10 protein-coding genes are annotated in these 14727 nt (G+C 35.6%); 6 read left to right on the top strand and 4 right to left on the bottom strand.

Annotated elements, in window-relative coordinates; translation table 11 throughout:
• The first annotated feature begins 213 nt into the window (after window positions 1–213).
• The 4 genes from D1003_RS06230 to D1003_RS06215 all read left to right on the top strand — a co-directional run bounded on the left by D1003_RS06230 (window position 214) and on the right by D1003_RS06215 (window position 5315).
• Window positions 214–801, top strand: coding sequence for a Uma2 family endonuclease (locus D1003_RS06230; protein WP_153936161.1), 588 nt, complete (start codon window positions 214–216; stop codon window positions 799–801).
• A 68-nt stretch (window positions 802–869) separates the two neighbouring features.
• Complete coding sequence (mnmG, locus tag D1003_RS06225; RefSeq protein ID WP_153936160.1) at window positions 870–2732, top strand: tRNA uridine-5-carboxymethylaminomethyl(34) synthesis enzyme MnmG; 1863 nt, start codon at window positions 870–872, stop codon at window positions 2730–2732.
• Window positions 2733–2792: 60 nt separating this feature from the next.
• The gene (locus D1003_RS06220) at window positions 2793–3623 is read left to right on the top strand and encodes a class I SAM-dependent methyltransferase (RefSeq protein WP_153936159.1); all 831 of its coding nucleotides are present in this window, start codon (window positions 2793–2795) and stop codon (window positions 3621–3623) included.
• 138 nt (window positions 3624–3761) lie between these two features.
• A complete protein-coding gene (locus tag D1003_RS06215; protein WP_153936158.1) occupies window positions 3762–5315 on the top strand; it encodes a M20/M25/M40 family metallo-hydrolase in 1554 nt (517 codons plus the stop codon).
• 71 nt (window positions 5316–5386) lie between these two features.
• On the opposite strand, the gene D1003_RS06210 is transcribed toward D1003_RS06215, so the two are convergent.
• Both D1003_RS06210 and D1003_RS06205 read right to left on the bottom strand, forming a co-directional pair.
• Entirely contained in the window at window positions 5387–6850 is a 1464-nt protein-coding gene (locus D1003_RS06210; RefSeq protein ID WP_153936157.1) for a RagB/SusD family nutrient uptake outer membrane protein, read from the bottom strand.
• A 20-nt stretch (window positions 6851–6870) separates the two neighbouring features.
• Window positions 6871–9816, bottom strand: coding sequence for a SusC/RagA family TonB-linked outer membrane protein (locus D1003_RS06205; RefSeq protein ID WP_153936156.1), 2946 nt, complete (start codon window positions 9814–9816; stop codon window positions 6871–6873).
• A gap of 255 nt (window positions 9817–10071) precedes the next feature.
• On the opposite strand from D1003_RS06205, the gene D1003_RS06200 reads away from it, so the two are divergent.
• A complete protein-coding gene (locus D1003_RS06200; RefSeq protein ID WP_153936155.1) occupies window positions 10072–11076 on the top strand; it encodes an adenosine deaminase in 1005 nt (334 codons plus the stop codon).
• A 54-nt stretch (window positions 11077–11130) separates the two neighbouring features.
• On the opposite strand, the gene D1003_RS06195 is transcribed toward D1003_RS06200, so the two are convergent.
• Both D1003_RS06195 and D1003_RS06190 read right to left on the bottom strand, forming a co-directional pair.
• The gene (locus tag D1003_RS06195; protein WP_014937801.1) at window positions 11131–11631 is read right to left on the bottom strand and encodes a hypothetical protein; all 501 of its coding nucleotides are present in this window, start codon (window positions 11629–11631) and stop codon (window positions 11131–11133) included.
• 73 nt (window positions 11632–11704) lie between these two features.
• Window positions 11705–12895: a phosphoglycerate kinase gene (locus D1003_RS06190; RefSeq protein WP_052910987.1), complete on the bottom strand. Its 1191-nt coding sequence runs from the start codon at window positions 12893–12895 to the stop codon at window positions 11705–11707.
• Between the two features lie 1242 nt (window positions 12896–14137).
• On the opposite strand from D1003_RS06190, the gene D1003_RS06185 reads away from it, so the two are divergent.
• Complete coding sequence (locus D1003_RS06185; protein ID WP_153936154.1) at window positions 14138–14521, top strand: HU family DNA-binding protein; 384 nt, start codon at window positions 14138–14140, stop codon at window positions 14519–14521.
• Window positions 14522–14727 lie beyond the last annotated feature (206 nt).

Raw genomic sequence — 14727 nt, 5'->3', positions numbered from 1 at the left:
ATAGAAGCTCCGTTTGCCGCCCGAACTTTTAAAATAAAAATACCATTACTTTTACTAAAAGTACAACCTTTAATTAGCAATGCTGTAACCTATACAAGCATAACAGAAATCCATTAGTTCTTATTTCAAATTTTAACGAAAGTAAATTTCCACTCAATAATTTTCATTAACTTTGCCCCCGTGCTGGCAAGCCATTTTAAAATAGATTTTAATATGAAACCTATTACCAATATCAACCAATTAGACCTAGATAAAACCTACACTTATGCAGATTATCTACTTTGGAAGTTTGAAGAAAGAGTAGAACTTCTAAAAGGTAAAATATTCAAAATGTCGCCTGCACCTAGTAGGAAGCATCAAGATATTTCGGGACGTATCTTTGGTGAGCTATATCCACTATTCAAAAATAAAAAATGTAAAATATATTCTGCTCCGTTTGATGTTCGTTTCATAAAAAACAATACCGAAAACCAAACCATCTACACCGTAGTACAACCAGACCTCTGCATCATATGCGATGAAAGTAAACTAGACGAAAAAGGTGGCATAGGCGCTCCCGACCTAATAGTAGAAATACTATCCCCCGGCAATTCTAAAAAAGAAATGAAAAACAAATTTGAACTCTACGAAGAATACGGTGTAACGGAATATTGGATTATAAACCCACTAGACGAGATAGTCTATATCCACACTTTAGAAAACGGAAAATATAAAGGAGCTTTGCCCATCGTAGATGATTTTATTTGTTCAGAAATTTTTCCAGAGATAAAAATTCATACCGACGATATTTTCAAAGGATAAAAATTAAAAACCAATCCCAATGTTTCACGTGAAACATTTTAAATTTAGATAAGAAACAAATACATATAATGATAAACGAAGTATATGATGTTATAGTAGTAGGAGCAGGACACGCAGGTTGCGAAGCAGCCGCAGCCGCAGCCAATCTAGGCTCCAAAACACTCCTCATTACTATGAATATGGAAACCATAGGCAAAATGAGTTGCAACCCAGCTATGGGAGGTATCGCCAAAGGGCAAATCGTAAGAGAAATAGACGCTATGGGAGGCTATAGTGGTATTGTAGCAGATAAATCTGCCATACAATTCAAAATGCTCAACCTATCCAAAGGACCCGCAATGTGGTCGCCTAGAACTCAAAACGACCGTATGCTCTTCGCAGAAGAATGGAGATTAGCCCTAGAAAACACACCTAACCTAGACTTCTTCCAAGATATGGTAAAACAACTCATCATAGAAGGGAACAAAGTTGCAGGAGTCATCACTTCACTTGGGATAGAGATAAAAGGAAAATCCGTAGTATTAACCAATGGCACATTCCTTAATGGACTTATCCACGTTGGCGACAAACAACTAGGTGGCGGAAGAATGGGCGAACCAAAAGCCTTCGGCATTACCGAGCAGCTTGTAGATTTAGGATTTACCGCAGGAAGAATGAAAACAGGAACACCTCCTAGAGTGGACGGAAGAACTCTAGACTACTCCAAAATGGAAGAACAACCCGGAGATGAAAATCCTCAAAAATTCTCCTATCTAGACACGCCAAAACTTACCAAACAACGCTCTTGCCACATTACTTACACCAACGAAATTGTACACGATATACTCCGTTCAGGGTTTGACAGAAGCCCTATGTTCAACGGGACTATCCAAAGCCTCGGACCTAGATATTGCCCAAGTATAGAAGATAAAATCAATCGTTTTGCAGAACGAAACAGACATCAACTATTTGTAGAACCCGAAGGTTGGAAAACCATTGAAATCTATGTAAACGGATTCAGCTCTTCCCTACCCGAAGACATACAAATAAAGGCAATGAAACACATTCCTGGCTTTGAGAATGTAAAAGTATTCCGTCCAGGATATGCCATAGAATACGACTATTTCCCTCCTACACAGCTTAATCATACCCTAGAAACCAAAATCATAGAAAACCTCTATTTCGCAGGGCAAATCAATGGAACTACTGGTTACGAAGAAGCCGCAGGACAAGGGCTTATAGCAGGTATCAACGCTCACAATAAAGTACACGAAAAAGAAGCCTTTATTCTCAACAGAGATGAGGCTTATATAGGTGTACTTATAGACGACCTCATCACCAAAGGCACAGAGGAACCTTATAGAATGTTTACCTCTCGTGCAGAGTACAGATTGTTACTTAGACAAGACAATGCAGACATTCGTTTAACAGAAAAATCTTACAAACTAGGTCTTGCAAAAGAAGAAAGACTACAAAAAGTTGAGGACAAAATAAAGAAAAGCGAAGAATTAGAAGACTTTTTAAAGGATTATTCCTTAAAACCAAAACAAATTAACCCTATACTAGAAAGTATAGAATCTTCTCCTGTAGACCAAGCCTACCGTGCCTCACAAATTCTTACCAGACCTAATATGAAATTGGAGCTTCTGGAAGAAATAGAAGAGATAAAAAATACAAGTAGAAACTATTCGGACGAAGTAAGAGAACAAGCAGAAATCAACATAAAGTATAGAGGTTACATAGAAAAAGAAAAAGAAAATGTAGCCAAATTACACAGATTAGAAAACATCAAAATCCCCGAAGATTTTGATTTTACAAAAATCAATAGTCTTTCTGCCGAAGCTAAACAAAAACTCAATAATATAAGACCTAAAACCATAGCACAAGCCTCTAGAATAAGTGGCGTTTCTCCTGCCGACATCAATGTGTTACTTATATTTTTAGGAAGATAGATATTTATATTCGTTGAATGTTTCACGTGAAACATTCAACGAGTTTTTATTAGAATTTATATGAAGATAAAAGACCATTTTCTTTCTCAAGAGATTTTTGAAATTAAAGAAACCCCTATCAAAGGGGTCTTAAAAACATATCCTGTACCCGAAAACATTGGTAAATATTATGAGAGTGATAAGTATATTTCCCATCATCAGGACAGTGGTAGTTTAAAGGAATTTGTTTATAAATTTATACAAAGTTTCAACATTAAATACAAGGCTAAAATAGTTAGGGAAAACCTTTCTTCTCCTAATTCTAAAGACTGTAAAATTTTAGACTACGGTTGTGGAGCAGGTGAATTTATAAAATCCCTAGAAAATAAATACATTACTTACGGCTACGAACCCAACGAAAAAGCTAGAAACTTCGCCAAGAAAAAAAGTTCTAAAACAAAATTTATAGACTCTCTGAACGAAATAGAAGATAATACATTAGACATTATAAGCCTATGGCACGTATTTGAACATATAGAAAATCAGAAAGAAATACTAGATTTATTCAAGCAAAAATTAAAACCTAATGGAACACTCATTATTGCCGTTCCAAATTATAAATCTTACGACGCCGAAAGATACCAAGATTTTTGGGCGGCTTATGATGTGCCTAGACACCTATTTCATTTCTCAAGAGAAGGAATGAAAACACTAATGCAACAAGAACAACTTAAAATAAAAAAAATAGCACCTCTCCTACTTGATGCGTTTTATATTTCTATACTTAGTGAAAAATACAAAAAAAATAAACTTTTTTGGCTTTTTGGAGGTATCTACGGAGCAATTTCTAATTTTAAAGCATCAAAAACAGGAGATTTTTCTAGTTTGATATATATAGTCAAAAAAAATTAGAAAATGGATTTTTACCCTATTTATTAAAGTCGTTTTTTTTGCCGTTTTTTGGTTTAGTTTAAAATTTATTATGCAGAAGCTATTATAACCTCTAAAAAATAATTCTTATTTTCACGGAGTAATTTTAAACTAAAGACTATGAAGTGTACTTTAAAATCTATGAGTGCTACTTTGTTGTTTTCTATCACGACAGTAGCCTTCGCTCAAAGCTCCCACCCTATTGTGGAAAAAATGGTAGACGAAACCTATCAAAATTCTCAATTAGAAAAACTGGGATACGAGCTAATTGATAAAATAGGACCGAGATTAGTAGGAAGCCCTAAAATGCAACAAGCTCACGATTGGGCGGTAAATCAATTCAAATCTTGGGGAATTTCGGCAAAAAATGAACCTTGGGGCGAGTGGCGTTCTTGGGAAAGAGGTACTTCTCAAATCACTCTTACACAGCCTTACATCAAATCTTTGGAAGGGAGACAACTGGCATTCAGCCCTGCTACAACAAAAAATGGAGTGGAAGCAGAACTTATTACAATGCCTGTATTTAAAACCAAAGCCGAGTTTGATGCTTTTTTAAAAGGGGTAAAGGGAAAAATTGTAATGATTAGCCCATACGAACCTAGCGGAAGACCTGATTATAACTGGAAAGAATATGCTACGGAAGAGTCCTACAAAAAATATAAGGAAGAATCTGAAAAAAGAAATAAAGAGTGGGCTGCTTCTATGAAAACCATTAACTATACAACACGCACCATTCAGAAACCTATCGAGGAAGCAGGTGCAGTAGGTATCGTTATGTCCACTTGGAGTGGTGGGTTTGGAGTTAGTAGAATTTTCAATGCCACCACATCTAAAATCCCTGTTGTAGATATTGCGTTAGAAGATTATGGTCAGCTTTACAGAATGGTACAATATGGCGACCGCCCTAAAATCAATCTAAATGTTCAAAGTAAAAACCACGGCACTGCTAAAACTTTCAATACAATAGCAGAGCTCCCTGGTACTACTCATAAAGATGAATATGTTATCTTGTCTGCCCACATAGATTCTTGGGACGGTGCATCTGGTGCGGTGGATAATGGCACTGGCGTTATTACTATGATGGAGGTAGCTCGTATCCTCAAAAAATACTATCCTAACCCTAAAAGAACCATTATAGTTGGTCTATGGGGAAGCGAGGAACAAGGGCTAAATGGCAGCCGTGCTTTCGTAGCAGATAACAAAGATAAATTACCGAAAATACAAGCTGTTTTTAACCAAGATAACGGTACTGGTAGGATACAATACATCAATGGTTCGGGCTTTGTGCACGCCTACAATTACCTCCAAAAATGGATTGCTCCTGCACCTGAATACATCAAAAAAGAATTAAAATATACCTTCCCTGGTTCTGCAAGTGGCGGAAGTAGCGACCACGTTTCTTTTGTGGCTGCTGGTGTACCAGCCTTTATGCTGGGCTCTTTAACTTGGGCATACGGTACTTATACTTGGCATACCAATAGAGATACTTACGATAAAATAGTTTTTGATGATTTAAAGCACAATGTGGCACTCATCGCTACAATGACCTATATGGCGAGCGAAGACCCTGAACAAAGCAATCGTGAAAAGATGATTCTACCCATCAACCCAACTACAGGAAAACAATACGAATGGCCTGAAATTAAAGAACCTACTCGTAAAGGAGGTTTTTGATTAAAACAACTTTTATGAAAAGAGGGTATCCATAATGGATACCCTCTTCAATTTTAGTTTTTGTATAATATCTAATTCTGTTTAATAAGAGGATTTGCGTTTAGCTCTCTTCTAGGTATTAAGAAAGTCCAACGAGAGTCCCCTGCTGATACCTCAAATACATTATTAACTACAACACTATTATGATTGCTGCCTGTTCTGTTAAGAGGTTGGTTAAGTCTCTTTAAATCTAAAAATCTAAAGCCTTCTCCCCACAGTTCTATACGGCGGCTGTCTAATATTTCGTTGATATAAGCTTCTCCTGTAGCAGTAGTAGCTACATAAGCTGGATTTCTGTTTTTAGAAAATTCGGTAAATACAACCTTAGATTCAGGTTCTTTGCCTAATCTTGCTAGAGCCTCTGCTTCTATTAAATACATTTCAGCAGCTCTCATATAAGGCACATCCATTCTACTATCTCCAGTACCTACTGCTAAGAATTTTTGACTGGTATAAGGGTACTTAGCAAAATTGGAAGGTAAACTTAAACTTAGGTGTTTTCCTGTAGGATCCACTACTTGCGTTCTCACATCTGTGCTAGGAAATTTGCTGTAAAGCAACTTATTCATAGCCTTTGGATTCTGTCTGATATTAGTAGAACTAAAATTTCTAGACATATAAGCCCCGAAATTAGCAAAATAGGCTGTTTGATCTTCTTTAATAGAGCTACCCCAAATCCATTCTGGATTATCTAAGCTGTTAAAACCAGCCTTGTAAGTACTATTGCTCATTAAAGTAAAACCTTGTCTTGCTAGTTTTGCCTGCTCGGCAGCCTCTTTGTAATTTCCTAAAACCAGTGCTACTCTTGCTTTGATACCTCTTACCACTTCAACATTAAAGTGTGATTTATGTACCCTACTAATTCCGTTTAAAAGTTCTATTGATTTATCCAAATCTGCATTGATTTGTTTATATACTTCCTCAACGGAAGACCTTGCTAACGGGTCATCATTAGGCTCTAACCTCAACGGAATACCATTAGGATTAGGCGTACCATCGTATCTCTTAGCGTACAATTGTACTAATTGAAAATGACAAAATGCTCTGAAAGCATAGGCTTGACCTAAAGCATTATTTCTAGTAGTTTCGCTTCCGGAAGCATTACCTCCCCCATTTATCAAAACATTGGCATTTCTTATCAGTTTATAATAAAATCTCCAAGGATATGCGACATCAGCAGAATTTTCATCTTGAATACTCATCCATCTCACAGCGGATACATACCAACCATTTCCCACACTAGGAAATACCAAATCATCTCCTAAAGCATCCATAATAATCATAATGCCTGACTGCCCAGATTGTGATTGATTCCCCTGACTAGTATACATACTTCGGTGCATACCATTTATAGATAACATCATATTATCCGCTGTTTGGGTAATACTTTCTGCTGAAATATCACTAGTAGGAACCGTTTCAAGATAAGAATCTCTACAAGATTCTGCTGTTAAAAATACTCCTAATAGAGAAGTGTATATTAAAAATCTTTTCATTGTAATACTTGTTTAAAAAATTAAAAATTAGTAGAAAAACCAAAACTAATAATTCTAGCAGGTGTAAATCTATTAGCCGTAACACCTGAGAAACTTTGTGCTGGTTCTAGACCTTTTCTAGCTGTTTTAGACCATATATTTTCTCCGTTAACAAATATCTTAAGATTATTAACCCCTATCGGATTTACAATCTCTCTAGGCATTTCGTAAGATAAAGTTACTTGTCTTAAAGTAATATAATCCGAATTTACCAACCATCTACTAGAACCTACCCCTACACTTTGGTAATTAGATGCATCTAGCCTAGGCACATCTGTTACATCACCTGGCTTTTGCCATCTTCTAAGTATATCTGTACTAAGAGCATCTCCTTGAGGATAAGCACTCATAAGACCTCCATAATTACTGTCATAAGTCTTACCTCCTAACTGATAAGTGAATAATGCAGATAAGGAAACTGATTTGTATCGGAATGTAGTTCCAAAGCTACCAAAGAGTTGAGGTATAGCACTTCCCGAATAATCATATTTTGCATCATTATGATTTGTGGTTACTTTTACACCATTTATTTCTCTAAGAGTAGCTCCTCCTTTAGCTATAGCCTCATCTGAAGCGTAGAATAATCCCATACCATCAGCAGGGTCTACTCCATACCACTGTCTTAACCAATAATCATATATAGATTTTCCCACCATATATTTTTTAGTTCCTACTATTCTTTCATCTTGAGGGAATTTGGTAATCTCGTTTTTAAGAGTTGAAGCATTCACATTAAGGTTCCATTTGAAGTTATTTGTTTTAATAACGTCTATACTAAGGGCTACCTCTATCCCTGAATTTACTAATGCTCCTGAATTTTCATCTCTACTAAGGTTACCAGAAGAATCTGGTTTTGGTACAGATAAGATAAGTCCATCTGTACCTCTCTTGTAATATTCTACACTACCTGTAATTCTGTTATTGAAAAATCCAAATTCTAAAGCAGCATCTAATTGTGTATTACTTTCCCACGTTAATTGTGTATTACCTACGCTACTCATCATTACTCCTGCATAATCTCCATTGTTATAACCTAGACTATAAAGAGGTTGCCAAGCATAATAAGAGACATCTGTGCTATAGCTACCATCATTACCCACTTGCCCGTAAGACCCTCTAAGTTTTAACTGACTTATCGTGGAATTTCCTTTTAGAAAATTTTCCTGATCTACTCTCCACCCTGCTCCTAATGACCAAAATGTAGCCCAACGAACATCTTTATGAAATCTAGCAGACCCATCTTTTCTTACAGAAGCTGAAAGTAGATATTTTCTGTTATAATCATAATTTAATCTAGAAAAATAAGATTCCTTAGGTAAAATTCTATCATAAGAATTTAGACTATTAGGCGTTACGAAGTTAGCTAGCTCATCATTATTATCAACGACTTGATTTGTCTTACGCCCATAAATATACTCGTATTTATAAGAAATATTTTCGTGACCCAATAATACATTCAAATTATGAAGTCCAAAAGATTTGTCATAATTAAGCAACTGGTTAAAGGTAATTGTGCGTGATTCTGTTACAGTTCTTGATGCCGCTCCATTAGGTGCTGCATCACCTATGATCTTGTTACCATAGTCTATCCCTTTGTAATTTCTAAAATCATATCCTACATTGGTAGTAAATGTTAACTCTGGTAATAGTTTAAACTCTCCAAAAAACCTTGAATTAACATTATATATTTTATCATAGTTTCTGTTTAATAATGTTTCTTGAATCACATGTCTCCCTCCAGCTGCACCTGCTCCTCTTTTATCTCCCGCATCGTAAACACGCTTACCTTCTCTATCATAAATATATCCTCCCGTAACTGGGTCGTGAGCATAAACACTATAAATAGGTCCTATATTTCTAGTCCAGTTAAATGGGTTTATATAGGAAGTATTCTTATCTACTCCATCTACAGCTTGATTAGAAAATGAGCTAGAATAAGCCAAATTAGTACCTACTTTAAACCAATCTTTTACTTGGTTATCTATATTTAATCTAGCAGAGAGCCTTTCGTAGTCAGAACCTAAAGCATAAGCGTCTTCTTTAAGGTATCCAAATGATGCATAATAAGTTGTTTTATCTGTCCCTCCGCTATAATTAAAATCATAGTTTTGTCTCATACCCACTTTGAAAAATTCCTTCTGCCAATCTAAATCTTCATATTTTAAAGATGCATTAGGATTCAATACCCCATCTATCACTAACTGGTTGTCTGGGACATTATACACATTATTTTTCAAGACATCAGGTATCAATGTTCTAGAAGCGTAAGTATTAGCATCTGCCAACGACATCGCTCCGCTAGGTTTATAAAGTTGTCCGTTTCTTATAGCTTCCCATACTATTGGATAATATTGAGCTGCACTCAATCGGTCATATTCAGGGATAGATCTCATAGAGATACCAGTACTTGCACTAAAATTAAACTGGGATTTTCCTTTTCTTCCTTTTTTGGTTGTAATCATAACCACCCCATTAGCCGCACTAGAACCATATAAAGAAGTAGAAGCTGCATCCTTCAATATATTCAAGGATTCTATATCATCAGGATTTAAGCTGGCTATATTTCCATTATAAACCGTTCCATCTACTACAAACAGAGGGCTATTATTTGAGCCTATGGAACTAAATCCTCTGATTGTAATTGCTGGACCACTTCCAGGTTGTCCCGTACTTGTAGAAACTTGCACCCCAGGTGTAGCCCCATCTAGAGCTTGAGCCACGTTAGTTAAAGACCTTTGAGCTAAATCTTTTGCTTTAATTTCGGCATTTGCTCCTACTACCGTTTCTTTCCTTTGCTTACCATAAGCCACTACTACTACTTCCTCAATTTCTCTTGTTTTCGTAGAATCTTTTTTCCTTTGTCCATAGACTTCGTTTCCACAAAGCACCAACGACAAAGAAAAAACAGTAATAATTATTTTCTTCATAATGTCAAAATTTATGTTAATACAGTTCCTATTATAAAATTAAGCTGTCGCAATTTATACATTATGTGTCTATTATGCAAATTTTTATTTATCGCTAAATCACTGTACTTACAATACTTTCGCTCATCACTATTTAATTTTTCCAAAAAAACAAGTACAAAAGTCAGTGAAATAAAGTAATAATATCAGTTTTTTAATAATATAAATACTCAAAATCACTACATTTGTTCCCTTTTTTATTTAAAATAAAATATTATGAACATCACAGAATACATTAAAAAAATACCCAAGGCAGAACTTCACCTCCATATCGAAGGAAGTTTTCAACCAGAACTAATGTTCAAAATAGCCCAAAGAAACCAAGTTAAAATTCCTTATCAAACGGTAGAGGAAGTCAAGAAAGCCTATCAGTTTTCGTGTCTTCAAGACTTTTTAGATATTTATTATGCAGGGGCAAGTGTGCTTCTCCACGAGCAAGACTTCTACGAACTTACAATGGCTTATTTTGATAAGTGTGCAGAAGAAAACATTGTGCATACAGAAATTATGTTCGACCCTCAAACCCACACTAAAAGAGGCATTTCGTTTGGGACAGTTATCGGTGGTATCCAAAAAGCAAGAGAGGAAGCTCAAAGTAAATATGGCATCTCTTCCCTACTCATAATGAGTTATCTAAGACATCTTTCTGAAGAAGATGCTTTTGAAACTTTGGAACAATCTCTTCCTTACAAACCTCTAATCACTGCTGTGGGATTGGATTCTTCGGAAAGAGGTAACCCACCTTCTAAATTCCAAAGAGTTTTTGAAGCCTCTGTAAAGGAAGGTTATATCCCTGTAGCTCACGCTGGAGAGGAAGGTCCAGCTGAATATATATGGGAAGCTCTAGACCTTATCAAAATAAAAAGAATAGACCACGGAAATAACTGTTTATCTGATGAAAAGTTGGTAAATAGATTGGTAGAAACCGAAATGGCTCTCACGGTATGTCCGCTCTCTAACTTGGAGCTTAAAGTGGTAGAAAATCTAGATAGCCACCCACTTAAAAAAATGCTTGAGTTAGGGCTTAAAGTTACCGTTAATTCTGATGACCCTGCTTACTTTGGGGGTTATCTCAACGAAAACTTTATACAAACTGCAAATGCCTTGGATTTAAACCAAAATGATATTAAAACTCTAGTAAGTAATAGTTTTAAATACTCTTTCCTCCCAGAAACTGAAAAACATAAATATCTTTCCCAAGTAGAGAATTTTAGTGTTTAATAACACAATAGACCTCATTTCTGAGGTCTATTTTATTTTTAGTAATAAGATAAATTATTTAGACTTTAATGTTTCTGTATAATTTATTTTTCCTTTCTCATTGTATTCTTTAACTACAGCATCGTTGCTTGTAACTAGTACATTAAGGTTATCATTTTTCTTATCGTATAAAATAGTAGTCATATAATCCGAACAACTATTCTTTTTACAACCTGTAGTTTTATATACATCATTTTCAGATACTACTGGTGTTTCTACATTAAAGTTAGCTACAATTTCAGCGTATTTATCTCCTGTTAATGTTTTAATTCTTTCAGATAAATCACTCTTGTCAAGAAGTCCTAAATCTTTAGGATACTTACCTACATTTTGAGTTAAAACATTTTCAGCAACTACTGTAGCAACTTCTTGGTTTTCTACTTTAGCGCTATCACTAGCAACAGCTTCTTTCTTTTCGCAAGTTTCTTTGCAACTTTTTTCACATTTATCTTTACAACAAGAAGTGAAAGCTAATGCTGCTCCTACCAATACTAAACTTAAAATTGATTTTTTCATAATATTTTATTTTATTAAATTAATTCGACTCCGTCGTCGCAAAAACCATTCCTTTTTTACTTTTTTAAGAAATTTATTTATTGATGGCTGCTACCCCTGGAAGCTCTAAACCTTCTAATGACTCTAGCATAGCTCCACCTCCTGTGGAAACATAAGATACTTTATCAGAATAATTAAACTGCTTTACGAATGCCACACTATCTCCCCCACCTACTAGCGAGAATGCACCCTGTTTAGTAGCCTCTGCAATGCTATCTCCTAAGGCTTCTGTACCCGCAGAGAAATTAGACATCTCAAATACTCCTAACGGACCGTTCCAAAGTATTGTTCTGGAATTCATAATAACATCATTGTTAAGTGCTCTAGTTCTTGCTCCTACATCTAAGCCCATCCAACCTTCTGGTATCTCGTTAGAATCTACTTCTTGAGTTTCTGCCTCGTTGCTAAAACTATCTGCAGCTATCACATCTACGGGTAGATAAACCTTCACATTTTGCTGTTCTGCTTTTTGCAAAATTTCTAAAGCCAAATTCATCTTATCTTCTTCTACCAAAGAGTTTCCTGTTTGTCCTCCTTGAGCTTTAATAAAAGTAAATGCCATACCTCCTCCTATAATAAGGTTGTCTACAGCTGGTAAGACATTTTCTATAATAGTAATTTTGGTAGAAACTTTAGAACCTCCGAGTATAGCAGTTACTGGTCTTTCGCCAGAACCTAATACTTTATCTATGGCTTCTAGCTCTTTTTCCATCAACAAACCGAAGAACTTAGTTGATGGGAAAAACTCTGCAATAACCGCTGTAGAAGCGTGTGCTCTATGAGCAGTACCAAAGGCATCATTTACATAAGCATCTCCTAATTTAGAAAGTGCCTCTGCAAAGGTTTTATCTCCTTTCTCTTCTCCTTCGTAGAAACGCACATTCTCCATCAATAGCACTTCTCCTGCTTTTAGTTCAGCGGTCATTTTTTCGGCCTCCTCTCCTACTGTTACGGGGCAAAATTTAACTTCTCTGCCTAATACTTTAGAAACTTCTGGGAGAATATGTTTTAGAGAAAACTGCTCGTTTGCTTGTCCTTTTGGACGCCCTAGATGCGTTAGGATAACTACCGAACCACCATCGTTAAGTATTTTATCTATACTAGGCTTTGCAGCTTGTATTCTGGTATTATCTGTAACTTCTAGTTTTTCGTTCTGAGGGACATTAAAATCCACTCTTATAACGGCTCTTTTCCCTTGGAAATTATAGTCTTTAATAGTTTTCATAATTACTTTTATTTAATTTTTAACGACTCACAAATTTAAGATTTATCTGTCTTAAAAACTAAAATTTTAGCCACAAATATTTCACAATCCACACGAGCAACATCTATCAATAACATTATTTTTTTAGATATATATTTATAAAAAGAAGATTGTTGTATGTTGTTAAGTGTTGTGATTTTGTGGATAAGTATTTCTCTTATTTTTCATCACATACCATAGGTACTTACTTCATATTTTATAAACAATATAAAGACTTATAAATTAACCTTTTTGGGTACTTACTAACATAATGTGGGTAATTATAAACTATCTTGATTTGGGATAACTATCCTATGGAAAAATCTTAAAAATATTCTCTCAAAAAAATTAAAATTTGATTTGGATAGTGTCTTAAAATATTGCAATAGGAAAAATATTTTAAAATTATAAGACTTAGTTTTACTATCTTATCCACAATAATATTAAAAGATATTAACAGGCTTATCCCCACATAAAACAGACTAAAAGTGGGGCACTCTACAAATAATGTTGTCTAGCTTATGCTTACAAAAAGTAGTACAATTTTTTTATAAAATTTGCATACTTCCGCAAAAGGTGATATGTTTGCCCCAGTTTTATGACACGCAATACCAACCACATACAAAAAAGTGAAAAAAAGTGCCCCAATTATTTGGTAGTTCCAAATAATTGTGTAAACACACACACACACACACACACACACACAGAATAGTTGCGTGCGTACGCGTATTATACCACTTTTTATCTAAATTTTTATCATCAATTATCAATTATATTCCTCTAGCTTCCGTTAGGGGCATTTGGCATTTAGCACACGCTAAGTTTTGTTTTCATAAATATCCGCTAGAAGTTAGTCTTTTTCATAAGCTGAATAGGTTGTTTTGGTTTGGGGCTTCTAGCGTGCAGAGAGGATACTCTATTCTCTCTGTCTTAGCCTTCCTCCTCGTTTTGTGTGTGTTGAGAGGGGGGAGGCGTTTTCTTATTGGTTTCAGGTTTAAAGTTCAAAATTCAAGGGGTAAGTGTTCAAGGTTCAAGAGTTTAAAGTTCAAATATTCAAGGAATCATCGGAACTATTGAATTACGACCCCAGAACTTTAAACTTTTTTACAATTTCACAACTTAACCATTAGCAATTTTACAACTTCACAACCAACAACCAACAACTAGCAATTAACAACTTAACAATTTAACGACTTAACAACTAACAATTAAAATCTAAATCTTATGTCAATCAAGTACAAAGTAATTCAGAAAGGGCAACCTGGGGTTGCCGGTGGAGGCGAGAAGAAGTATTACGCCTCTGCAAACACGGTAAGCGAGAAAACTTTAGCAGGACTTACCAAGGACATCGAGAAAATTTCCACCGTGAGCGGTGCTGACATTCGTGCAGTCTTATACGCTTTGGTAGATGTAATGCAGACCTCTTTGGCGGAGGGGCAAGTGGTAAGACTGGGCGAAATGGGCAGTATGCGGGTAAGCATCAGTAGCGAGGGTAAAGCCACGGAGGAAGAAGTAACGGCTTCGGCAATAAAAAGCGCCAAGGTGGTTTTTACACCAGGTTCTGACCTGAAAAAAATGTTGGCTACGCTGAAGTATGAAAAAATGTAGCGTGTTTGGAGGAAAAAACACGCGTGAAAAAAAAATCCGCACGCGTGTTTTTCTCCAAAAACACGTGTGTTTTTGGGGTGCCTCGCGAAAGCCTTTGTATAGGGCGTTTGCGGAAGGCGTTTTTTCATTTAGTTCAAAGAGCTTTAGTTCAAGGTTCAAGTATTCAATGTTTAAAGTTGAATAAGCGTACATACCCCTTACCCCTT

The organism is Riemerella anatipestifer, assembly GCF_009663465.1.
Classification (GTDB): domain Bacteria; phylum Bacteroidota; class Bacteroidia; order Flavobacteriales; family Weeksellaceae; genus Riemerella; species Riemerella anatipestifer_C.
Note: the sequence above shows the minus strand (reverse complement) of the source record. Positions and strands in the feature narration are given on the sequence as shown.

What these genes read in the sequence shown, in the direction of transcription:
- D1003_RS06230 (WP_153936161.1), top strand. Translation starts at nt 214, where the DNA reads ATGAAACCTATTACCAATATCAACCAATTAGACCTAGATAAAACCTAC.
- mnmG (WP_153936160.1), top strand. Translation starts at nt 870, where the DNA reads ATGATAAACGAAGTATATGATGTTATAGTAGTAGGAGCAGGACACGCA.
- D1003_RS06220 (WP_153936159.1), top strand. Translation starts at nt 2,793, where the DNA reads ATGAAGATAAAAGACCATTTTCTTTCTCAAGAGATTTTTGAAATTAAA.
- D1003_RS06215 (WP_153936158.1), top strand. Translation starts at nt 3,762, where the DNA reads ATGAAGTGTACTTTAAAATCTATGAGTGCTACTTTGTTGTTTTCTATC.
- D1003_RS06210 (WP_153936157.1), bottom strand. Translation starts at nt 6,850, where the DNA reads ATGAAAAGATTTTTAATATACACTTCTCTATTAGGAGTATTTTTAACA.
- D1003_RS06205 (WP_153936156.1), bottom strand. Translation starts at nt 9,816, where the DNA reads ATGAAGAAAATAATTATTACTGTTTTTTCTTTGTCGTTGGTGCTTTGT.
- D1003_RS06200 (WP_153936155.1), top strand. Translation starts at nt 10,072, where the DNA reads ATGAACATCACAGAATACATTAAAAAAATACCCAAGGCAGAACTTCAC.
- D1003_RS06195 (WP_014937801.1), bottom strand. Translation starts at nt 11,631, where the DNA reads ATGAAAAAATCAATTTTAAGTTTAGTATTGGTAGGAGCAGCATTAGCT.
- D1003_RS06190 (WP_052910987.1), bottom strand. Translation starts at nt 12,895, where the DNA reads ATGAAAACTATTAAAGACTATAATTTCCAAGGGAAAAGAGCCGTTATA.
- D1003_RS06185 (WP_153936154.1), top strand. Translation starts at nt 14,138, where the DNA reads ATGTCAATCAAGTACAAAGTAATTCAGAAAGGGCAACCTGGGGTTGCC.